The organism is Mycobacterium sp. DL99 (assembly GCF_004762045.1).
Taxonomy (GTDB): domain Bacteria; phylum Actinomycetota; class Actinomycetes; order Mycobacteriales; family Mycobacteriaceae; genus Mycobacterium.
The window spans coordinates 4,317,609-4,339,476 of sequence record NZ_SJOM01000007.1 but is presented as its reverse complement, the minus strand read 5'-3'; the positions used below and the strand labels follow the sequence as shown (position 1 = coordinate 4,339,476).

Below are 21,868 nucleotides of genomic sequence, written 5' to 3'. Positions count from 1 at the left end.
GAGAAATGTTGGGATGCAGCGAGTTACTTGATGAGCGCGGGGACGTCCATGCCGAGCCACTTGTTGTAGGACTCATCGGCGGCCTTGCTGATGTTGTAGTTCATGATGAAGTTGTTCAGGTAGTTGAGCCAGACCTGGTCGCCCATCTTGATGCCGAAGGACACGAACGAAGGCGCCAGTGGGGGCGCATCGAGCACCCGTACCGCATCACCCTGGCTCGCGCGGACGCCGGCGACCACCGCCGTGCTCTCCATCAGTGCGTCCACCTTTCCGCTGCGCAGGGCTTGGATGGAGTCGGCAACGGCTTCGAACAGGCTGGGCTTGGCCTGCGGGAACTCGGCTTCCAAGATGGTGGCGGGCACACTTCCGCGGGTCGAGGCCACGGTGCGGCCGGCAAGGTCGTCATAGCGCCGAATCGGACTGTCCGCGGGCACCACGACCAGCTGTCCCTCTGACGCATACGGCCGGGTGAGCGCGACCACCTGGGCCCGCTCGTCGAGGTTGGTCAGCGCGGCGATGATGACGTCGGCTTTTCCGGTCTCCAGCATGGGAATTCGGCTGGCATTGGTGGCGCTGACGAATTCCACGCCGGCGCCGAGTGAGTCGGCGAGTGCTCTGGCCTTGTCGATGTCGAAGCCTTCGTACTCGCCGGCGCCGTTCATCACGCCATACGGAGGGGCATCCGCGAAGACTCCGATGGTGATCTTCTTGGAGGTCAGCACCTTGGTCAGGACGCTGCTCTGGGCGGTGCCGGTCTGACCCGACGACGTACAGCCGGCTAGCACCAGCGCGGTGGTGGCGGCAAGGGCAACGAACACGGCGCGGAGGGCTCTACGCATGAATGTCCTTTGTTCAGAAGATTTTTCAGGTCGAGGTCCGTAACCGCGGCGCCTCGTTTGGATAAATCAGAGATTATCTATAATCTGTAATCTGCGCAACAGTGGAAGGCGGCAATGTCTGTGCCCGAATGGGCGCAGGCGGCTGCATAGGATTGACGCCACGGGGCAACCTTGGCGACCTTTGTAAAGGAGAACGACCATTGACGGAGGCGCTGGAACCACTGGCCGCAGTCGCCCCGTTGCCCGCGTCGCGACGGCATCAGATCGCGGACTGGCTGCGCGAGCAGATCGTGAAAGGCGGCCTGGCACCCGGTGCGCAGCTCAAGCAAGATGTGCTGGCCGCGCACCTGAGCACCAGCCCCGGTCCCGTGCGCGAAGCCCTGCGACAGCTGGAAAGCGAAGGCTTGGTGCATCACATCCCCAACCGCGGGGCATTCGTGGCGACAGTGAGCGCCGACGAACTGCTGGGGGTGTTGCTTCCGGTGCGGTTGTCGATCGAGCAGTTCGCCGTGGAGAAGGCAAGCGTCGATCCGGCCGTGCTGGCCGAGCTGCAACGGCTCGTGGCGCTCATGGACGATGCCGCGGCGGTCGACGACCTGGATCTGCTCAACGAACTCGATGTGCTGTTTCACGAGACGGTCGTCAAAAGCGCTCACTCTGAACACGCGATGCAACTGTGGGCCAGTGTGCAACCGCGCATCCGGATGCAGATCCACCGGCTCGCCAGGCGCCACGACAGCCCGTTCGCGATCCCCGAAGAGCACCGCGCTCTACTGCACGCGATCAAGACCGGCGGGCCGGAGGTGCGCCGCTCAGCGCTCCATGACCACATCGTCGTCAGCGCCCGCGAGTTGCTTTCCGTCGCCGAGCCCGACTGAACGCCAACCAATCTCCGCGTTCAGCTTGCGTTGGGCCACCGTTCACGCCACGGTGTACGCATGACAGCGGCTGAGCCCAGTACCGACGGTTCCTACCGCGACCGGATCGCAGCTGTCGAGCCGGGCGGTAACGAGCACATCGCCGAGGCCGATCGGCACGGCAAGCCCAGCCAGTTGTTCTGGACATGGACCTCGCCGAACCTCGAATTCGCCACGATCTTCCTGGGCGTGCTGGCGGTCTCCGTCTACGGCATGACGTTCTGGCAGGCGGTGGCCGGCCTGGCGATCGGCACCGGCCTGGGGGCGCTGGCGCATTACTTCCTGTCCAAGCGTGGGCCCTTGCACGGCGTCCCGCAGATGGTGCTGGGCCGGCTGGCGTTCGGCTTCAAGGGCAATGCCGTGCCCTCACTGCTGATGACGGTGACCGCGGGCATCGGGTGGTTCGCCACCAACAGCGTCAGCGGTGCGTTCGCACTCTCCACCCTGATCGGCATCGCGCCGGTGCTGGCGCTGGTGCTCGTCGTCGTGGTGCAGACGGCGCTGGCGATCTTCGGGCACAACCTGGTGCAGGCCTTCGAACGGTGGGCATTCCCGGTGCTCGCGGTCATTTTCGCGATCACCTCGGTGGTGATCCTGAGCAAGGCGGATCTGGGCGCGCCCGCGGTCACCGGTGGTGTCGGTGGCACGGGTGGCTTCCTGCTGACCGTGGGCACCGCATTCGGCTATGTCGCCGGGTGGGCTCCGTATGCCGCCGACTACACGCGGTACCTGCCCCGGTCCGAGGCCGGCCCGCGTACCGGATTCTTCGCTGCCGCAGGACTGTTCGTGTCGTGCATGCTGCTGCAGGCGGTGGGCGCGGCGTCGGTGACCATCGGCCCCGCGGTCTCGGACAATCCGACCACGGCGTTCACCTCGGAGTTGGCCCCGTGGCTGGCGAGCCTGACCCTGCTGGCGATCGCGATCGGGGCCGTGGCCGCCAACGCGATCAACATCTATTCGGGTGCAATGGCTTTCGTGACCATCGGGATCAAGCTCCCGCATCACATCGCCCGGGCCTTGGCGACCGCGTTCTTCGGCATCGTCGGATTTCTCATCGCCTGGTGGGCGCTGGCCGACGCTGCCGCAAGCTACGAGGCGTTCCTGTTGATCATCGCGTACTGGATCGGCCCGTGGCTCGGGGTGGTGTTCGCCGACCAGTACCTGCGCGGGGACCAAACCGTCGCGCATCTCCTCTACGACCGGTCCTACACGAACTGGCCCGGCCTGTTGTCGTTCCTGATCGGTCTGGTCGCGTCGGTGGCGTTGTTCTGCAACCAGGAGCACTTCCACGGATTTGTCGTGCGGGCTGTTCCGCAGTTGGGTGACATCACGTTCTTCGTCGGGTTTCTCATCGCCGGTGCGTGCTATCTAGTGTTGTGCCGGTCCAAACTCACCGCGGAACGGATGGTGCCGGCATGACCCCGGAGCAGATGCTCGACGTCGCTGTCGAGGAAGCACGAAAAGGATTGGCCGAAGGCGGTATTCCGATCGGTGCCGCCTTGTTCAGCTCGGACGGGACGCTGCTGGGCGCCGGCCACAACCGTCGCGTGCAGAACGACGACCCGTCGATCCACGCCGAGACGGACGCCTTCCGGGCCGCCGGGCGCCAGCGCGGCTACCGGTCCACGATCATGGTGACGACGCTCTCGCCGTGCTGGTACTGCAGCGGCCTGGTCCGCCAGTTCAACATCGGCGCGGTGGTGATCGGTGAAAGCCGGACCTTCACCGGTGGCCATGACTGGCTGGCCGAGCACGGGGTGGCGGTTACCCTGCTCGACGATGAACGCTGCGTGGCGATGATGGAGGACTTCATCGCCGAGCGGCCGGACCTGTGGGCGGAGGACATCGGCGAATGAGCGCGATAGCAACGATTGACATGTCTCGGTGGTACGCCGGCGGGGCAGCGGCCGACGCGGTCGCCGCCGAGGTCGACGCCGGGCTGCAGCGCGCCGGCTTCATCGTCGTCACCGGCCACGGTGTGGACACCGCCCTGGCGGCCAAGGTCCGCGCGGCCAGCCGCGAGTTCTTCGCGCTACCCGACGACGTCAAGCAGGGCTACTCGGTACCGGTCGGCGGGCACGGCTGGATCGGGCCGGGCGCCGAGGCCAACGGCTACGCCGAGGGCACCGAGACCCCGCCCGATCTGAAGGAGAGCTTCAGCCTGGGCGCCGAGACCCCGACCGGTGACCCTGAGGTGGACCGGATCTGGTTCGCACCCAACGTGTGGCCGGCCGAGGTGCCTGCGCTGCAGACGCTGGTCGACGAGTACACCGCCGCGATGCGGAAGGTCTCCGACGACCTGCTGGCCTTGTTCGCCCACGCCCTCGGGCTGGCGGCCAACCCCTTTGTCGCCCTGGCGGATCGGCCGACCTGGACCATGAACATCAACCACTATCCGCCGGTCAGCGTGGTGGGGGAGCCAGAGCCGGGCCAGTTCCGGATCGGCCCGCACACCGACTTCGGCACGGTGACCATCCTCGACCGCGAGCCGGGCGCGGGCGGACTGCAGGTCTACTCCGAGCAGGAGGGCTGGGAGGACGCGCCGTGGGAGCCGGGATCGCTCACCGTGAACATCGGTGACCTGCTGGAGTACTGGAGTGGCCGCCGTTGGCCCTCGGGCCGGCACCGCGTCCTGCCGCCGCAGGCGCACGCCCCGGAAGAGGACCTGGTCTCGCTGATCTACTTCTACGAGGCCAACCACGATGCGCTGGTAGCGCCGCTGGAACCCCCCATCGGCAAGATCGGCGGCCTGGAGCCCGTGACGTCGTCGGCCTTCATCAAGGAACGCCTGGACGCCATCACCATCGGCTGACGTGCTACGACCTGGGCGTCGGGCCGGCGGGGTCGAGGGTGAAGAACCCCGTCGTCAACGGTTTCCGGGCGCCGCGATGTTCGGTCGCCACAATCTCGGCCATCGCCCCGGTGGCGTCCGCACCGAACAGAAAGAGCAGCTCGCGGTGTGGCACCGCAGCCACGATGTCCTCGCCGAGAAACCGGGTCATGCGCTCGTAGAGCCCGGGAGCCACCAGCGTGGTTGCTGCCAGCCAACTTCCGCTCGCGACAACGGTCGGTGCTCCGGACGGCCCCCGATCGAAGAACTCCAGCGCGATCTGGCCCGCCGACAAGGCGGCGGACAGCGCCCGATCGGCGTGGCCGTAGGCCGTGGCCAGGTCGATCCCGGCGCCGGCCAGGCCGGCGGCTCCCACCGCGCCGAGGATCTGCGCATCAGCCGGGCCCGTCGGTGTCACCAGAGCCACCGAGAGCCCGTGACCGATCCGGCGCTGAGACTGCGCGCCGGTCGACAGCGCGTCGGGATAGTCCTCGGGAACCAGGTATGGGTAGATCTGATCGACATCGATCGTCGAGGGTGCCGCGTCTCGCCGCCGACGGAGCCAACCGCTCATCTCCATACCGTCATCCTGCGCTATGGCCAAGCGGCGTTACTGACCAGTTAGGGTTACCGACATGCGCGTTTACATCGGTGCCGACCACGCCGGATTCGAGTTCAAGCAGACCATCATCGAGCACCTCAAGAAGACCGGCCACGAGCCGATCGACTGCGGTGCCTACAGCTACGACGCCGATGACGACTACCCGGCGTTCTGCATCGACGCGGCAGTCAGGACAGTCGCCGATCCCGGCAGCCTGGGTATCGTGCTCGGCGGCTCGGGCAACGGCGAGCAGATCGCCGCGAACAAGGTGCCCGGCGCCCGCTGTGCCCTGGCCTGGAGCGTCGAGACTGCCAAGCTGGCCCGCGAGCACAACAACGCGCAGCTGATGGGCCTGGGCGGTCGCATGCACACCGAGGAGGAGGCGCTGGCCATCGTCGACGCGTTCCTGTCGACGCCGTGGTCGGAAGCCGAGCGCCATCAGCGCCGCATCGACATCCTGGCCGAGTACGAGAAGGACCACGTGGCCCCGCCGGTTCCCGGCGCGCCCGCCTGACCCATGCCCGAAGGGCACACCCTGCACCGGCTGGCCCGGCTGCACCAGAAGCGGTTCGGCCGGGCACCGGTGATGGTGTCCAGCCCGCAGGGCCGATTCGCCGATGGTGCCGCCGCGGTCAACGGCCAGGTGTTCAAACAGGCCGACGCCTGGGGCAAGCACCTGTTCCACCACTACGACGGTGGCCGGGTCGTGCACATCCACCTCGGCCTGTACGGCACGTTCACCGAGGCTCTCGTCCCGCTGGGGCTGCCGGTCGGCCAGGTGCGGATGCGGATCGTGGGCGCCGAGTACGGCACCGACCTGCGTGGCCCCACCGTGTGCGAGGTGATCGCGGAGCCCGAGATCGCCGACGTGGTGGCGCGGCTCGGTCCCGACCCGCTGCGCAAGGACGCCGATCCCGCCCTGGCCTGGGCACGAATCAGTAAGTCGCGCAGGTCAATCGGTGCGTTGTTGATGGACCAGTCGGTGATCGCCGGCGTCGGCAACGTGTACCGCGGTGAGCTGCTGTTCCGTCATCACATCGATCCGTACCGGCCGGGCACCCAGATGGGCCAGGCCGAATTCAGCGACATGTGGACCGATCTCGTCGAACTGATGAAGGTCGGCGTGCGTCGGGGCAAGATCGTCGTCGTCCGGCCCGAGCACGATCACGGTGCCCCGTCCTACGGTCCGGGCCGGCCCCGCACCTACGTGTATCGCCGGGCGGGGGAGGCCTGCCGGGTGTGCGGCGCAGGAGTGCGCACCGCAGAACTGGAGGGCCGCAACCTCTTCTGGTGCCCCGACTGCCAGGTGTGAGCGCGCGGCGCCGGCGCGGGCACGGGACAATTCCCGGGTGGAATTGATCCTCGTCGTCGTCGGAGCCATCCTCGTCACGGCAATCGCGCACCGCCGTGGGATGGAACCCGCCCTGATCATCGTGGTGATCGGCAGCGCGGTGTCGTTCCTTCCGGGGTTCGAACCCCCCGAGCTGGATTCGCACATTCTGCTGACGGTGGTGCTGCCGCCGCTGCTGTACTCGGCAGCCCTGGACTTCTCCTTCCCGACGTTCTTCCGCAACATCCGCCCGATCCTCGGCCTTGGTGTCGGGCTGGTCGTGGTGACGGCTTTCACGGTGGCCGCGGTGTCGTCCTGGCTGGTGCTGGTGCCGCTGACCTTCGGGCTGGCCCTCGTGCTCGGCGCGATCGTCGCGCCGCCGGACGCCGTCACGGCCGTCGCGGTGGGCCGCAAGCTCGGCCTGCCAAAACGGGTGATGGCGATCCTCACCGGCGAGAGTTTGATCAACGACGCGGCGGCGCTGACCCTGTTCTCCATCGCGGTGGCCCAGGTGGCGGGCAGCCACACCTTCATCGAGAACCCCTTCCTGCTGTTCGGATACAGCGCCACGGTCGGCCCGGTGGTCGGGGCACTGCTGGGCTACGTGACGCTGTGGATTCGAAAGCACCTGGACAACCCTGGCTTGGAAACGGTGCAGGGCCTGGTGGTTCCGTTCGCGGCCTTCATCACCGCCGAGGAACTGCACGCCTCCGGTGTGCTGGCGGTGGTGGTCGCCGGCTTCGTGGTCGGCAACGGTGCGATGGGTGCGGGGTACCAGACCCGACTGCAGGAGCGCTACGTCTGGAATTCGGTGGACGTTCTGCTCGAGGCGTTCGTATTCGCCTACATCGGGTTGCATCTGCGGTTCGTGCTGCAGGACCTCAACGAAGCCCACGAGTCGCTGACCGTCGTCGCCGTCGCCTCGGTGATCGTGTTGCTGATCGTGCTGGTGATCCGCCCGCTGTCGGTGTTCTTGATGTTCGGCCGGAACAAGCTGTCACGGCACGTGGAGAGCAAGTTCAGCGTGCCGGTGCCCGACGGCGCCCGCGGTGCCCTCGGCCGGCGTGAGCGAAAGCCTGAGGCGCGGTGGCGCCGGATCATCGACCGCCGCTCACTGAGCTGGCGAGAGAACGTCGTCGTGTCCTGGACCGGGATGCGGGGCGTGGTGACATTGGCTGCGGCCGCCGCGATCCCGGTCACCACAGCTGCGGGCGAACCCTTCCCGGAGCGCGCCACCATCCAGGCCATCGCGTTCGCGGTGAGTGTTGGCACGTTGCTGATCCAGGGTTGGACCCTGCCCCTGTTGATCCGCCGGCTGAACCTGTCCCGGTTCTGCGACGATCACGCCGCCGACCGGGAAGAAGAACTCAAGGCCGAGCGCGTGGTGCACGATGCGGCCGACGAGGTGCTCGACGCGTTCGAGGTGGATCCTCCAGAAGGTCTGGATCCCCGTGTGGTGACCGAGATCCGCGCGGTCATCGCCCGGCATTCACAGGACGCGGACGAAATGCCCGATCCCGAGGCGCTCACCAAACGGGCCGCGGTGTTCTCGGGCCTCTACCGCGATGTGCTTGCCGCGCAACGCGGTGCGCTCATCACCGAGCGTGACGAAGGTCGCATCGAGGACGAGGCGGTGCGAGCCATGCTGGAGCGTCTGGACCTACAGGAGGCCGGTGTGTCGGCGCGTCTGGAGAGCCGCCTCTAGATTTGTGTCGGGTTTCGGCTTGACCTTGCCCTAGGTGGCAATGTTTACAGTCTGGGCGAGGACTTGACATGCAGATTTCTGAACTGGCCCGCCGGACGGGCACGTCGACCAAGGCCGTGCGTTACTACGAACACCTCGGCCTGCTGACTCCGGCACGCCTGGGCAACGGATACCGGAACTACTCCGATGAGCATGTGCAGATCGTGGAAGAGATCCGCGCACTCGCCGCGATCGGTATCTCCCCGTCGAAGGCCGGCCCGTTCGTCGACTGCCTTCGCCACGGTCACGAGCACAGTGACGAGTGTCCCGAATCGCTTGCGGCATACCGGGACAGCATCGCGGTACTCGATGAGACCATCGCGTCGTTGACGCGTAAGCGCCAAGTCCTCACGGCGCGGCTGACCGAGGCCGCGTGTCGAGCATTCGATGAGGAGCACCGACCGTTGACCGAGTTCACGTCTCTTCCCGCAGACCTGCCCGCACCCGTTGACGACGGTGCCGCAGACCATTTGGTGGGCCGGCCGATTCCCGACATCACCTTGGCCGGCAGTGGCGGTGAGGACATCGGGCTCGAGAGCCTGCCCGCGGGACGCACGATCATCTACCTGTACCCGCTCACCGGTCGTCCGGGAGTTGACCTCCCCGATGGCTGGGACGCGATTCCCGGCGCGCGCGGATGTACACCAGAGGCGTGCGGATTCCGCGATCACTATGCGGAACTGCGCGCTGCCGGCGCGCAGCAGGTGTGGGGATTGTCCAGCCAGGACGCCGACTATCAGGCGGAAGTTGTTCGGCGGCTGGACTTGCCGTTCGGGATGCTCTCGGATGAGGCGTTCGTCCTGGCGGACTCGCTGAACTTGCCCACGTTCGCGGCCGCCGGGCACCCGCGTCTCTACACGCGTCTCACCCTGGTGGTTCGGGACGGTCGGATCGAGCACGTGTTCTATCCGATATTCCCGACGGACACGCATGCCCAGCAGGTGCTCGACTGGCTCAACAGCCACCCGGTCGACTAGGCACTCGGGAAGCCAGGAGTCTGCTGGGCGGGTCAGAAGCCCCCGAAATCACCGCCGAAGTCGCCGAAGCCGCCACCGTCGAATCCGCCGCCGTCCCAGCCGCTGGCGTCCGTTCCACCCCAGTCGCCACCGCCGGCGTCACCGCCATCCAATGCGCCGGCGTCGCCTCCGGTGTCCTGGCCCGCGGCGAAACCGTCGGAATAGCCGTCACCGTAACCATTTTCGAAACCCTGTGCGCCGTAGTTGACTCCGTGCATACCGGAGAACATCGCGTCGAACAGCAGCACCGAACCCAGACCCCAGGCGCCGGCCACCAGGGCCGGCTTCCACCACGGTTCGGAGTACCAGCCGGCGGGCACCGGGCGTCCGGCCACCCGGCCGCCGGGGTAGTAGTTCGGGGTGCGCTGCGACGGAGTCGGGGAGGCCTCGATCTCGCGGCCCTCGAAGTTGATTCGGCGGTCCTCGGTCACCGCGCCCGCCGCACGTTGTCCGGTCAACGACTCCAACTCGGGACCCGGGTCCATGCCCATCGCGGTACGGGCCGCGCGCACGTAGTAGAGCCCCTCGATCGCGCTCTCCTTGGCCAGCACGGCCTGCTTGGCGGTGGTGGCCTGATCGATCTGTGAGGACGCGGCGGTGTAGCGCTCGGAGGCGTCGGCCAGCGCCTGCTTGGAGGCGTCGTCGGAGCCGGTCAGGTTGAGCACCTGCCCGCCGAGACGCTCGATCAGCCGGCGGGCGTCAGCCTTGGCATCGGCCAGTGACTCCGCGGAGCGACGGCCGTTGGCCTGCGACGAGCTGTAGACAGCGAACGCGATCGCGGCGATGACAAGAACGATGAGTACCAGCAAAACGCTGTTCATGGCGTCCAGCGTACCGACGGAAATCGGCGTTTCCGGGTCCTCGAAGAGAACTCAAATTACGCCGAGAGCGGAGTACACCTCGTTGGACAGCGCGACCGTGCGCGGGTCGGCATTGCACTTGGTGGCGTCGAAGTAGTTCATCACGTACGCGTAGCCGATCCGGTGCTCCAGGTCGACGAAGGCGAACGAACCACCCGATCCACCGTGCCCGAAGATGCCCGTGTTCGGCCCGGCCACGCCGCGCTGGTTGAGCATGTAGCCCAGACCCCAGCCGTGATCGGCGACTCGCGCGCCCAGCACCATGTCGGCGTCGAATCCGCCCTGGGAGACCCGGCAGCGCTCCATGTGGTCGCGGGTCAGCAGTTTCTCCTGGGCCAGTGCGTTGTAGAAGGTCGCCATGCCGAGCGCGGTGACGTGCGCGTTGGTGCTCGGGAACTCGGCCGAGCGCCAGGTGTCCAGGGCTTGCACGCCCAGTTCGTCATCCGGCACGAAGTCCATCGACACCGCCCAACCGGCCATCGGATGGTCGTCGAGGGAGGCCGGCGGTTCGTTGACCAGGTTGTCGGCCAGCAGACTGCGCACCGACGGCTTGTTCACCATCTCCGCGCACCGGTGATGGTGCCAGGCAGGCAGGCCGATGTGGATGTCGGCGCCCAGCGGTTCGGCGATCTCGGTGCGTAGGTACTGGCCCAGGCTGCGGCCCGTGACCCGGCGCACGACTTCGCCGAGGATGAAGCCGAAGGTCACCACGTGGTAGCCCTGCGCGGTGCCCGGGGGCCACCACGGCGTCGCGGCGGCGATCCGGGCGCACACCGCGTCCCAGTCGGTCACCTGCTGCCAGCTCATCGGTTCGCGCGGGCCGATCACGCCGGAGCGGTGGCCCAGCACCATGGCGATGGTGATGTCCTGCTTTCCGGCCTGGCCGAACTCGGGCCAATAGCGGGCCACCGGCGCATCCAGGTCGATCTCGCCGCGGTCGGCCAACAGGTGGATGCAGGTGCTCAGCAGCCCCTTGGATCCGGAATACACGCTGGCCAGGGTGTCCTGCTGCCATGGCCTGGTGCCTGCCGCGTCGGCCGATCCGCCCCACAGGTTGACCACCAGGTCGCCTTCGACCCAGACCGCGACGGCAGCGCCGACCTCTTTGTGGTGGGCGAAGTTGTCCGCGAAGGCATCGCGCACCCGGGAGAATTCGGACGTGCAGAAGCCATCGATCGCATCGATCGGCTGACTTCTCAACGGTCCTCCAGCGGTGGGCAACGGATGTTGGCGATGACCCGGCAGAACGCCGGTACACGTCACTGCCCGATGGTAGGGGCGGCCCGCTAACTGAATCGATGGGCGCGGTCGGATCGTTACGAGGTCGGCGTCAGGTCTGCGCCGATTCGACGCCGGATCGAGACCGGATGTTTCATCGTCCGCACAGGTGAGCCACGCCCGGTCCCTGCAGCTCACCGGCGACCGCCTCAACGCGTCCCGTCATCGCCAGCAACAGCGCCTCACCCGGTCCACGGATCTCCGGCCCCCGGCCGGCCGACCAGCCGAGATCGTCGGCGATCAATCGCAGCCCCCGGGTGCGGCGGCCTCCGCCGATCACCGGGCTGATCCGCGCAAACGCCAGGGAGGCAAGCAGTGCGTCGGCCGGAATGCTGCGTGACTGCCCGAGCGGGCGCCGGATGTCCTGCTGGTGGATCAGGCATTCGATCAGGGCCACCCGGCAGCCGTAGAGCGCGCCCGCACCCGACGGATCGGTGCCGGCCCGCATAAGCGTGCGTAGTTCGTCGGGCCCGGCACCGACGTCGGCCTTCAGCGCACGGTCGTTGATCCGGTCCACCTGCCCCCGCGCGGCCAACGTCGCTGCGGTGAGCTGCAGCCGGGTCTGTCCGAGATAAGAAATGGTGTGGGCGACCACGTCGCGGACATTCCAGCCCGAGCACAACGTCGGTGCCTGCCATTCGTCTGGAGCCAACCCGTCGAGCAGATCGGAGAATTCCTGGCGTTCCCGGCGGGCCAGGGCGCGAACGCTGAGCACACCGACAGTCTCGGCGATCATCGGCCCTCCAGACAAAACCACCCACGGCCTGTGCGTTGATGTGTTAACCAGGCGGGATGATGAAAACCCCGCTTGTCGTCGGCTTAGCTGCCGGCGTCATGTCGATCGTGACTCCGGTCGCTCATGCGGATCGAGTCGAACCACCGCCGCTGTACGGGCACTACGACTTGTTCATCGACTTCTCGAAGCAGACGTTCAACGGAATGCCGACACCGATGAATCCGATTACGGTGCCTGTCGAATTCACCACGCGGTGCGACGTGAACGGTTGTGTTGCGCGCATGGACAATTCGGACGATCACGCCCGCAATCCAGGCGCCCCGGTGGCCTATGAGTACAGATGGAACAACGGCCGTTGGGAGACGGGCGGTGAGTATCCCTACTTCTGTGATCGCAACAACCCCGGCAGCGCCGTGCAGGCCCAGCGCTCGGACTACTGGGTCCCGAACCCCGACGGCAGCTTCTTCGGAGAGCGCACCCTCGTCATCGGGGGAGTCGGATGCCCAGGTGAGGGACCCGGCACCCATTGGCTGCCGATATCGCTGACGCCCGTCGAACCGCCACCCGGCGGATCGGGGCAGTGATCGGGGCCCGACATACAAAAAACCGCCCTATCAGGGCGGTTTTGTTGGAGCGGGCGACGGGAATCGAACCCGCGTAGCTAGTTTGGAAGACTAGGGCTCTACCATTGAGCTACGCCCGCATGTGCAGCATCAGCACTGTACCGGTGTGCCCCCGATCAAAGCCAATTGAATGCTCCGTGCCGTCAGCACGTAGTATCTCGCGTGGTCCGTTCGTGGGTTTTGCCGCAGCGGATCGACCACCACCACGGGGTGTAGCGCAGCTTGGTAGCGCATCCGCTTTGGGAGCGGAAGGCCGCAGGTTCAAATCCTGTCACCCCGACTCACCCGCCAGTACGACCAGGACTATCTAGGAGCAGGAAGAGTGAAGAGCACAGTCGAGCAGTTGAGCCCCACCCGGGTGCGCATCAATGTGGAGGTGCCCTTCACCGAGCTTGAGCCTGATTTCGATCGCGCGTTCAAGGCGCTGGCCCAGCAGGTCCGCCTGCCCGGCTTCCGCCCGGGCAAGGCCCCGCGCAAGTTGCTGGAGGCCCGCGTCGGCCGCGGCGCGGTGCTGGAGCAGGTCGTCAACGACGCGCTGCCGAGCCGCTACAGCGAGGCCGTCACGGCTTCCGACGTCAAGCCGCTGGGTCAGCCCGAGATCGAGGTGACCAAGCTGGAGGACGGCCAGGAACTGGCGTTCACCGCCGAGGTCGACGTGCGTCCCGAGATCACCCTGCCCGAGTTCGACTCGCTCAAGATCACTGTCGATCCGATCGAGGTCGACGATGAGGCGGTCGACGCCGAGCTGCAGTCGCTGCGGGCCCGTTTCGGCACCCTGACCGGCGTCGAGCGCGGCGCCCAGGAAGGCGACTTCGTCTCCATCGACCTGTCGGCCACCGTCGACGGCACCGAGGTGCCCGAGGCCGCGACCGAGGGCCTGTCGCACGAGGTCGGTTCCGGTCAGCTGATCGAGGGCCTCGACGAGGCGATCACCGGCCTGAAGGTCGGCGAGTCCAAGGTCTTCACCACCAAGCTGGCGGCTGGCGAATACGCCGGACAGGACGCCGACGTGACCGTGACGGTGAAGTCGGTCAAGGAGCGCGAGCTGCCTGAGGCCGACGACGACTTCGCCCAGCTGGCAAGCGAATTCGACACCATCGATGAGCTCAAGGAGAGCCTCACCGACCAGGTGCGCCGGGTCAAGAGCGTGCAGCAGGCCGAGCAGATCCGCGACAAGGCCATCGAGGTCCTGCTGGAGCAGACCGAGGTTCCGTTGCCTGAGAAGGTCGTTCAGGCCCAGATCGACGACACCCTGCACAATGCGATCCACGGCCTCGACCACGACGAGGACAAGTTCGCCGAGCAGCTGACCGAACAGGGCAGCAGCCGTGAGGAATTCGACGCCGACAACAAGTCGAACGCCGAAAAGGCCGTCAAGACCCAGCTGCTGATGGATGCCGTCGCCGACAAGCTCGACATTCAGGTCGGTCAGAACGACCTCACCGAGCGTCTCGTGCTGATGTCGCGTCAGTACGGCATCGAGCCCCAGCAGCTGATCCAGATCCTGCAGCAGAACAACCAGCTGCCGGCCATGTTCGCCGACGTGCGCCGTGGACTGACCATCGCCGCTGTGGTGCACGCCGCCACCGTGACCGATACCGACGGCACCGTGATCGACACCACGGAGTTCTTCGGTCCGGCCGAGGCTGCGCAGGCCGAGGGCGAGCAGGCTGACGAGGCCGACGACAAGGACGCTGACGCCGCCGAGTGACGCTGTGAGCGAACGCAGCCCCGTACGGGAGTGCGTGGCGCCCCAGTTTCGTTAGTGTCGTCAGTACCAATGCGTAAGAGAAAGCAGGTATCCAGTCGTGACTGACATGCGTTCGAACGGGAGCGGGTTCAGCCTCGTCGACTCCGTCTATGAGCGCTTGCTTGCCGAGCGGATCATCTTCCTGGGTTCCCAAGTGGACGACGACATCGCCAACAAGCTGTGCGCGCAGATCCTGTTGCTGTCGGCGGAGGATCCGACCAAGGACATCCACCTCTACATCAACTCGCCCGGCGGCTCGATCAGCGCCGGCATGGCCATCTACGACACGATGGTCCTGGCGCCGTGTGACATCGCCACCTACGCGATGGGCATGGCCGCCTCGATGGGTGAGTTCCTGCTCGCTGCGGGCACCAAGGGCAAGCGTCACGCCCTGCCGCACGCCCGGGTGCTGATGCACCAGCCGCTCGGTGGTGTCACCGGCAGTGCCGCGGACATCGCCATCCAGGCTGAGCAGTTCCACGTCATCAAGAAGGAAATGTTCCGGCTCAACGCAGAGTTCACCGGCAAGTCCATCGAGCAGATCGAGGCCGACTCCGACCGCGACCGCTGGTTCACCGCGCCGGAAGCTCTGGAATACGGGTTCGTCGACCACATCATCACCAGCGCCAACATCAACGGCACCGGACCGGGAGCAGGACTGGACAAATGACCGACCACACTGATCCCCGCCTTCAGCCGCAGGCTCGCTACATCCTGCCGTCGTTCATCGAGCACTCGAGCTTCGGCGTCAAGGAATCCAACCCGTACAACAAGCTGTTCGAGGAACGCATCATCTTCCTCGGCGTGCAGGTGGACGACGCGTCGGCCAACGACATCATGGCCCAGCTGCTCGTGCTGGAGTCGTTGGATCCCGACCGCGACATCACCATGTACATCAACTCGCCCGGTGGCTCGTTCACCTCGCTGATGGCGATCTACGACACCATGCAGTACGTGCGTGCCGACATCCAGACGGTGTGCCTCGGGCAGGCCGCCTCGGCCGCCGCGGTGCTGCTGGCCGCCGGTACCCCCGGCAAGCGCCTGGCGCTGCCCAACGCCCGGGTGCTGATCCACCAGCCGTCGCTGTCCGGAGTGATCCAGGGACAGTTCTCGGACCTGGAGATCCAGGCCGCCGAGATCGAGCGGATGCGCACCCTGATGGAGAGCACGCTCGCCCGCCACACCGGTAAGGATCCCGAGGTCATCCGCAAGGACACCGATCGCGACAAGATCCTCACCGCGGCCGATGCCAAGGACTACGGGATCATCGACACGGTCCTGGAGTACCGCAAGCTGTCCGCTCAGGCCTAGTAGTACAGCGGCAACCCCCAGCCTGATGACACACGCCCTGCCCGGTTACCTCCGGTGCGGGGCGTGCGTCGTCGTGGGGGAGTCTGAAAGATCCGCTGACCTGCGCTTCCGTAGGCGTCGGGGTGGTGCCGGTACCCTCGACCACGGCGAATGCCGCACAAGGACCAGGTCGTTCGACTACTCGTCCCCGCTCCACAACGACACGCCAAGGACACAGTCAGCGTGCCGACGGGTGACGGGCCGCAAGGAGAGATATGTTCTCCTGCACGTGAACAAATACCACCGGAGCGATTCGGCCTTATCGGTCGCACCGCGACGGAACGAACGGGTAGCGTCGGGTTTACGCCCGAGGTGACCCAGCAACTGGCGTAACGACCGACTGCAAACAGGAAGTAGGACCCCCCCACATGGCGCGCATTGGAGACGGCGGTGACCTGCTGAAGTGCTCGTTCTGCGGCAAGAGTCAAAAGCAGGTCAAAAAGCTCATTGCCGGTCCGGGCGTGTACATCTGCGACGAGTGCATCGATCTGTGCAACGAGATCATCGAGGAGGAACTCGCCGACGCTGACGACGTCAAGCTCGACGAGCTGCCCAAACCCGCGGAGATCCGTGACTTCCTCGAGGGCTACGTCATCGGTCAGGACACCGCGAAGCGCACGCTGGCCGTGGCTGTCTACAACCACTACAAGCGCATCCAGGCCCAGGAGAAGTCCCGCGATTCGCGCTCCGAGCCGGTCGAGCTGACCAAGTCCAACATCCTCATGCTGGGCCCCACCGGCTGCGGTAAGACCTACCTGGCCCAGACGCTGGCCAAGATGCTCAACGTGCCGTTCGCCATCGCCGATGCGACCGCGCTGACCGAGGCCGGGTACGTGGGCGAGGACGTCGAGAACATTCTGCTCAAGCTGATTCAGGCCGCCGACTACGACGTCAAGCGCGCCGAGACCGGCATCATCTACATCGACGAGGTCGACAAGATCGCCCGCAAGAGCGAGAACCCGTCGATCACCCGCGACGTCTCCGGCGAGGGTGTGCAGCAGGCCCTGCTGAAGATCCTGGAAGGCACGCAGGCCTCGGTTCCACCGCAGGGTGGCCGTAAGCATCCGCACCAGGAATTCATCCAGATCGACACCACCAACGTGCTGTTCATCGTGGCGGGTGCGTTCGCGGGCCTGGAGAAGATCGTCTCCGACCGGGTCGGCAAGCGCGGTCTGGGCTTCGGTGCCGAGGTGCGGTCCAAGGCCGAGATCGACACCCAGGACCACTTCGCCGAGGTGATGCCCGAGGACCTGATCAAGTTCGGTCTGATCCCCGAGTTCATCGGCCGCCTGCCGGTCGTGGCCTCGGTGACCAACCTGGACAAGGAGTCCTTGGTCAAGATCCTCTCCGAGCCGAAGAACGCTCTGGTGAAGCAGTACGTCCGGCTGTTCGAGATGGACGGCGTGGAGTTGGAGTTCACCGAAGAGGCGCTGGAGGCGATCGCCGATCAGGCCATCCACCGCGGCACCGGTGCCCGCGGCCTGCGCGCCATCATGGAGGAAGTCCTGCTGCCGGTGATGTACGACATCCCCAGCCGCGACGACGTCGCCAAGGTGGTCGTCACCAAGGAGACCGTGCAGGACAACGTGCTGCCGACCATCGTGCCGCGCAAACCGTCGCGGTCTGAGCGTCGCGACAAGACCGCATAGTCCAATACGCTCAAATTGCACTCAGGGTCGTGATCCCAGCCGGATCACGACCCTGAGTGCATTTGTGCTGGGGTTCGGGCGGTAAGGCCCTATACCGGCGTCACCGAACGCAACAGCTGCTGCGCGAACCAGAATTTCTTTGCCATCACTGCTGCACGCGGTCAGGGCGGGTGTAGACGTTCATCGAATCGCCCCGCAGGAAGGCCACCAGGGTCAGGCCGGATTGGCCGGCCAGATCGACGGCCAGCGAGGACGGCGCGGACACCGCAGCCAGGATCGGGATGCCCGCCATCACGGCCTTCTGGGTGAGCTCGAACGAGGCCCGGCCGCTGACCAGAAGGACCGTGGCGCTCAACGGAATCCGGTTGTGCTCCAGCGCCCAGCCGATCACCTTGTCGACGGCGTTGTGCCTGCCGATGTCCTCACGGACGACGAGCATGTCGCCGTCGACGGTGAACAGCGCTGCGGCGTGCAGGCCGCCGGTGCTGGCGAAGACCTTCTGCGCAGCCCGAAGTTGCCGGGGCATCGCCGAGAGCAGCGTGGCGGGAACCGTCGACGGGTCATCGCCGGGACAGTGCTTGCTGCTCAACCGCACCGCCTCCAATGAGGCCTTGCCGCACACCCCGCACGACGAAGTGGTGTAGAAGTTGCGGGTCACGTCAACATCGGGCTTGGGCACGTCAGGGGCCAAGGTGGCGTCCAACACGTTGTAGGTGTTGATTCCGTCCTCGTTGGCACCCCGGCAGTAACGCACCGACACCAGGTCCTCACGCTGCGCGATCAAGCCCTCGGTCAGCAGAAACCCTTGGGCCAGCTCGACATCGGCGCCCGGGGTGCGCATCGTGACAGTGATGGGCGTGCCGTCGACGCGGATCTCCAGCGGCTCCTCGACCACCAGCGTTTCCGGGCGGGCCTCGGCCGTGGCGCCGGTCAGGTGGTGGGCGCGTCGGCGGGCGGTGACCCGGCCCACTAGGCCCCCTCCAACCGGATTACGACGGCCTTCGACACCGGCGTGTTCGATTTCTTGGCCGTGTGATCAAGCGGCACCAGCGGATTGGTTTCCGGGTAGTACGCCGCGGCGTTGCCTCTCGGGGTGGAGTAGGCGACGATCAGGAAGTCCTTCGCGCGGCGCTCCTGCCCGTCGAATTCCGACACGAGGTCCACGCGGTCTCCGTCGGCCAAGCCCATGGCTTCGATGTCTGCGGGGTTGACGAACACCACGCGGCGGCCACCCTTCACGCCGCGGTAGCGGTCGTCCAGGCCGTAGATGGTGGTGTTGTACTGGTCGTGGCTGCGCAGCGTCTGCAGCACCAGGCGTCCTTGCGGTACCTCCACCCATTCCAGCGGATACACCGAGAAGTTGGCTTTACCTGTGGTGGTGCGGAATTCGCGGGAATCGCGGGGTGGATGAGGCAGCTGGAACCCGTCGGGCTGACGCACCTTGGTGTTGTAGTTCTCGCAGCCGGGTACCACGTCGGCGATGGCGTCGCGGATGCGGTCATAGTCGGCGTTGAACTGCTCCCACGGCACCGGATGGCCAGGGCCCAGTAGTGCGCGAGCCAGCTGACAGACGATCGCGACCTCACTGCGTAAGTGCTCGCTCGGCGGCGTCAGGCCGCCGCGGGACAGGTGCACCATCGACATCGAATCCTCAACGGACACCATCTGTTTTGCGCCGGCCTGGAAATCTTTGTCGGTGCGTCCGAGGGTAGGCAGGATGAGCGCGGTGCGACCGTGAACCAGGTGACTGCGGTTCAGCTTCGTCGAAATCTGAACGGTCAGAGCGCAACTGCGCAAACCGGCCTCGGTGACCTCGGTGTCTGGGGTGGCGGAGACGAAGTTGCCTCCCATCCCGATGAAGACCTTGGCACGGCCATCGCGCATGGCGCGGATCGCATCGACGGTGTCGTAGCCGTGCTTGCGCGGGCTGGCGATGCCGAACCTGTTGTCGAGCGCATCCAGGAACTTCTCGGGCATCTTCTCCCAGATGCCCATGGTCCGATCGCCCTGGACGTTGGAATGCCCGCGCACCGGGCACACGCCCGCACCCGGCTTGCCGATCATGCCGCGCATGAACAGCAGGTTGGTCGCCTCGCCGATCGTCGCCACCGCGTGGCGGTGTTGGGTCAGGCCCATCGCCCAGCAGATCACCGTGCGCTGCGAGGCGATCAGCATGTCGGCGACGCGGCGCAGCTGGGTCTCGTCGATACCGCTGGCCTCGGTCACAGTGGCCAGGTCGACCGCCCGCGTCTGGCGGGCATAGTCGTCGAAGCCCGCGCAATGGGCCTCGATGAACTCCCGGTCCAACACCGTGCCCGGGGCGGCGTCCTCCGCCTCCAGCAGCAACCGGCCCAGGCCGGCGAACAGTGCCATGTCCCCACCGAGCCGGATCTGGACGAACTCGTCGGCGATCGGCACGCCGTGCCCGACAACACCGTGCACCTTCTGCGGATCCTTGAACCGGATGAGCCCGGCCTCGGGCAGGGGGTTGATCGCAACGATCTTGGCGCCGTTGGCTTTTGCCTTCTCCAGCACCGACAACATGCGCGGGTGGTTGGTGCCCGGATTCTGCCCGGCGATCAGGATCAGGTCGGCCTCGGTGACGTCCTCGACGGTGACGGAGCCCTTGCCGATGCCGATCGATTCGGTCAGCGCGGTGCCCGAGGATTCGTGGCACATGTTCGAGCAGTCCGGCAGGTTGTTGGTGCCGAAGCTGCGGACCATCAGCTGATAGAGGAACGCCGCCTCGTTGCTGGTGCGCCCGGAGGTGTAGAACAGTGCCTCGTCGGGGGAGTCCAGCGCATTGAGGTGTACGGCGATGAGGCGGTACGCGTCATCCCATTCGATAGGCCGGTAGTGCTCCTCGCCGGGTGTGAGCACCATCGGCTGGGTCAGCCGGCCCTGCTGAGACAGCCAGTACTCGGGCTTGGCCTCGAGTTCGGCGACGCTGTGGCGGGCGAAGAAATCCGGTGTCACGACGCGTTTGGTGGCTTCCTCCGCGACAGCCTTGGCGCCGTTTTCGCAGAACTCGGCCAGCTTGCGGCCACCGTGCTCCTCGGGCCACGCGCAACCCGGGCAGTCGAAGCCGTGCCGCTGGTTGAGCCTGGTCAATGCGGCGGCGGTGCGCAGCGGGCCCATCTGCTCGAGTCCGCGTTGCATGCTGACCAGGACCGCCTTGACACCTGCGGCCTCGTCTTTGGCGCCCGTGCTGATGATTTTGTACTCGTCGTAGTCGGCATCGATGTCCTGGGCGCGAGTCATGAAATTCAATCTAATACCCGAAAATCACGAGACACGCCGCTTGGCGGGCGTCGACATTCGATATTTCACATGCAGTGATAGATGATTTCTATCGAACTGCGACGAATGCGGGATCCATGGCGAGCGATGTGCTGCTACAGCAACTCGACTACCTGCTGGCGCTCGCGTCCGAGCGGCACTTCGGCAGGGCGGCCGCGCGGTGCCACGTGAGTCAGCCGACGCTGTCGGTGGGGATCCGCCGCTTGGAGCGCGAATTGGGCATCGTCATCGTGCAGCGGGGACATCGGTTCGAAGGATTCACCGAAGAGGGGCAGCGGGTCGTGACGTGGGCCCAGCGGATCGTCGCGGAGCGCGATGAGATGCTCGCCGATATCGACCGCATGCGCGGGCGGTTGACCGTCACGGCCCGGATCGGGGCGATCCCGACGGCGGTGCCCACCGGCCCGTTCATCACCACCGAGTTCCTGCGCCGCAATCCGGCGGCGTCGGTGCGCTTCGAGGCGCTGTCATCGCGAGAGATCGCGCGCCGGCTGGCCGACTTCGAGATCGACGCCGGGTTGACCTATCTCGATGACGAAGCCCCGCCCGGAACCAGGTCGGTGGAGATGTACCGGGAGCGTTACGTCCTGGTGGCTCCGGCCGATGATGCACTGATGTGTCAACCGGAGATCGCGTGGTCGGATGCGGCCGGACTGGAACTCTGCTTGCTGACCACCACGATGCGCAACCGGCGCATCCTCGATGCCAACATGGCCGCCGAAGGGGTGCGCTACCGCCCAGTGGTGGAGGCGGATTCGGTCGACGCGCTGTATGCGCACCTGACGAATTCGCCGCGCGCGACCATCGCCTCCACTGCATGGCTGCCACTGCTCGGTGTGCCTCCGGGCTTTGCTGCGCGGCCGATGGTGCAGCACGGTCCGCGCCCGGCGATCGGCCTGGTGGTGCTCGACCGTGAGCCCGCGTCGATCGTGGCCGCCGCGCTCGTCGAGGTGGCTGCCGATCTCGATCTCGGCAGCCGCATCGACGGCTGGGACGCGACGGGGCCCGCAAGCCCCGGGTTTGCCTAGAGCGTCAGGGACCGCGG

Annotated in this window: 21 protein-coding genes and 2 tRNA genes; 15 read left to right on the top strand and 8 right to left on the bottom strand. The window is 66.3% G+C overall.

The window, feature by feature from the left end; genetic code table 11:
- Positions 1 to 23 precede the first annotated feature (23 nt).
- Positions 24 to 839, bottom strand: a complete 816-nt coding sequence (locus EYZ64_RS21210) for a transporter substrate-binding domain-containing protein (RefSeq protein WP_135456423.1) — start codon at positions 837 to 839, stop codon at positions 24 to 26.
- 200 nt (positions 840 to 1,039) lie between these two features.
- On the opposite strand from EYZ64_RS21210, the gene EYZ64_RS21205 reads away from it, so the two are divergent.
- Genes EYZ64_RS21205 through EYZ64_RS21190 form a run of 4 tightly spaced genes read left to right on the top strand, consistent with a single transcriptional unit; the run spans position 1,040 to position 4,568 of the window.
- A complete protein-coding gene (locus EYZ64_RS21205) occupies positions 1,040 to 1,717 on the top strand; it encodes a GntR family transcriptional regulator (RefSeq protein WP_135456421.1) in 678 nt (225 codons plus the stop codon).
- A 60-nt stretch (positions 1,718 to 1,777) separates the two neighbouring features.
- Positions 1,778 to 3,175, top strand: a complete 1,398-nt coding sequence (locus EYZ64_RS21200; protein ID WP_135456419.1) for a purine-cytosine permease family protein — start codon at positions 1,778 to 1,780, stop codon at positions 3,173 to 3,175.
- On the top strand, positions 3,172 to 3,612 hold the full coding sequence (locus tag EYZ64_RS21195) for a nucleoside deaminase (protein WP_135456417.1): 441 nt from the start codon (positions 3,172 to 3,174) through the stop codon (positions 3,610 to 3,612). The genes EYZ64_RS21200 and EYZ64_RS21195 overlap by 4 nt, the downstream gene beginning before the upstream one ends.
- Positions 3,609 to 4,568 (top strand): isopenicillin N synthase family dioxygenase, encoded by a 960-nt coding sequence (locus EYZ64_RS21190; RefSeq protein ID WP_135456415.1) that lies wholly within the window; start codon positions 3,609 to 3,611, stop codon positions 4,566 to 4,568. The genes EYZ64_RS21195 and EYZ64_RS21190 overlap by 4 nt, the downstream gene beginning before the upstream one ends.
- A 4-nt stretch (positions 4,569 to 4,572) precedes the next feature.
- On the opposite strand, the gene EYZ64_RS21185 is transcribed toward EYZ64_RS21190, so the two are convergent.
- Entirely contained in the window at positions 4,573 to 5,160 is a 588-nt protein-coding gene (locus EYZ64_RS21185) for a hypothetical protein (protein ID WP_135456413.1), read from the bottom strand.
- Positions 5,161 to 5,221: 61 nt separating this feature from the next.
- On the opposite strand from EYZ64_RS21185, the gene EYZ64_RS21180 reads away from it, so the two are divergent.
- From EYZ64_RS21180 to EYZ64_RS21165, 4 genes are all read left to right on the top strand, one after another.
- Positions 5,222 to 5,701, top strand: a complete 480-nt coding sequence (locus EYZ64_RS21180) for a ribose-5-phosphate isomerase (RefSeq protein ID WP_135456410.1) — start codon at positions 5,222 to 5,224, stop codon at positions 5,699 to 5,701.
- Between the two features lie 3 nt (positions 5,702 to 5,704).
- Positions 5,705 to 6,499, top strand: a complete 795-nt coding sequence (locus EYZ64_RS21175; RefSeq protein ID WP_135456408.1) for an Fpg/Nei family DNA glycosylase — start codon at positions 5,705 to 5,707, stop codon at positions 6,497 to 6,499.
- Between the two features lie 37 nt (positions 6,500 to 6,536).
- Positions 6,537 to 8,222, top strand: a complete 1,686-nt coding sequence (locus tag EYZ64_RS21170; protein ID WP_135456405.1) for a cation:proton antiporter — start codon at positions 6,537 to 6,539, stop codon at positions 8,220 to 8,222.
- 68 nt (positions 8,223 to 8,290) lie between these two features.
- The gene (locus tag EYZ64_RS21165) at positions 8,291 to 9,238 is read left to right on the top strand and encodes a MerR family transcriptional regulator (protein ID WP_135456403.1); all 948 of its coding nucleotides are present in this window, start codon (positions 8,291 to 8,293) and stop codon (positions 9,236 to 9,238) included.
- A gap of 32 nt (positions 9,239 to 9,270) precedes the next feature.
- Here the strand turns inward: EYZ64_RS21165 and EYZ64_RS21160 are convergent, their stop codons facing one another.
- The 3 genes from EYZ64_RS21160 to EYZ64_RS21150 form a co-directional block, all read right to left on the bottom strand.
- Entirely contained in the window at positions 9,271 to 10,098 is an 828-nt protein-coding gene (locus EYZ64_RS21160; protein ID WP_135456402.1) for a DUF1542 domain-containing protein, read from the bottom strand.
- A 51-nt stretch (positions 10,099 to 10,149) separates the two neighbouring features.
- Positions 10,150 to 11,337, bottom strand: a complete 1,188-nt coding sequence (locus tag EYZ64_RS21155; RefSeq protein ID WP_135456399.1) for a serine hydrolase domain-containing protein — start codon at positions 11,335 to 11,337, stop codon at positions 10,150 to 10,152.
- A 172-nt stretch (positions 11,338 to 11,509) separates the two neighbouring features.
- On the bottom strand, positions 11,510 to 12,151 hold the full coding sequence (locus EYZ64_RS21150) for a maleylpyruvate isomerase family mycothiol-dependent enzyme (RefSeq protein WP_167857909.1): 642 nt from the start codon (positions 12,149 to 12,151) through the stop codon (positions 11,510 to 11,512).
- 56 nt (positions 12,152 to 12,207) lie between these two features.
- Between EYZ64_RS21150 and EYZ64_RS21145 the strand changes: the two genes are divergently transcribed.
- The gene (locus tag EYZ64_RS21145) at positions 12,208 to 12,735 is read left to right on the top strand and encodes an MBOE_33420 family protein (protein ID WP_502702981.1); all 528 of its coding nucleotides are present in this window, start codon (positions 12,208 to 12,210) and stop codon (positions 12,733 to 12,735) included.
- 45 nt (positions 12,736 to 12,780) lie between these two features.
- On the opposite strand, the gene EYZ64_RS21140 is transcribed toward EYZ64_RS21145, so the two are convergent.
- A tRNA-Gly gene (locus tag EYZ64_RS21140) sits at positions 12,781 to 12,854 on the bottom strand.
- A gap of 126 nt (positions 12,855 to 12,980) precedes the next feature.
- Between EYZ64_RS21140 and EYZ64_RS21135 the strand changes: the two genes are divergently transcribed.
- From EYZ64_RS21135 to clpX, 5 genes are all read left to right on the top strand, one after another.
- Positions 12,981 to 13,054, top strand: a tRNA-Pro gene (locus EYZ64_RS21135).
- 42 nt (positions 13,055 to 13,096) lie between these two features.
- A complete protein-coding gene (gene tig / locus EYZ64_RS21130) occupies positions 13,097 to 14,485 on the top strand; it encodes a trigger factor (RefSeq protein WP_135456397.1) in 1,389 nt (462 codons plus the stop codon).
- A 106-nt stretch (positions 14,486 to 14,591) separates the two neighbouring features.
- The gene (locus EYZ64_RS21125; RefSeq protein WP_167858159.1) at positions 14,592 to 15,194 is read left to right on the top strand and encodes an ATP-dependent Clp protease proteolytic subunit; all 603 of its coding nucleotides are present in this window, start codon (positions 14,592 to 14,594) and stop codon (positions 15,192 to 15,194) included.
- Positions 15,191 to 15,835 (top strand): ATP-dependent CLP protease proteolytic subunit ClpP2, encoded by a 645-nt coding sequence (clpP2, locus tag EYZ64_RS21120; protein ID WP_135456393.1) that lies wholly within the window; start codon positions 15,191 to 15,193, stop codon positions 15,833 to 15,835. The genes EYZ64_RS21125 and clpP2 overlap by 4 nt, the downstream gene beginning before the upstream one ends.
- A gap of 407 nt (positions 15,836 to 16,242) precedes the next feature.
- Complete coding sequence (clpX, locus tag EYZ64_RS21115) at positions 16,243 to 17,523, top strand: ATP-dependent Clp protease ATP-binding subunit ClpX (RefSeq protein ID WP_135456391.1); 1,281 nt, start codon at positions 16,243 to 16,245, stop codon at positions 17,521 to 17,523.
- Between the two features lie 145 nt (positions 17,524 to 17,668).
- Here the strand turns inward: clpX and fdhD are convergent, their stop codons facing one another.
- Complete coding sequence (gene fdhD, locus EYZ64_RS21110; protein ID WP_135456389.1) at positions 17,669 to 18,493, bottom strand: formate dehydrogenase accessory sulfurtransferase FdhD; 825 nt, start codon at positions 18,491 to 18,493, stop codon at positions 17,669 to 17,671.
- A complete protein-coding gene (locus EYZ64_RS21105; RefSeq protein WP_135456387.1) occupies positions 18,493 to 20,784 on the bottom strand; it encodes an FdhF/YdeP family oxidoreductase in 2,292 nt (763 codons plus the stop codon). Before EYZ64_RS21105 ends, fdhD begins: the two co-directional genes overlap by 1 nt.
- Before the next feature lie 116 nt (positions 20,785 to 20,900).
- Here EYZ64_RS21105 and EYZ64_RS21100 point away from each other — a divergent pair, with 116 nt between their 5' ends.
- Positions 20,901 to 21,851, top strand: coding sequence for a LysR family transcriptional regulator (locus EYZ64_RS21100; RefSeq protein WP_135456385.1), 951 nt, complete (start codon positions 20,901 to 20,903; stop codon positions 21,849 to 21,851).
- Positions 21,852 to 21,868 lie beyond the last annotated feature (17 nt).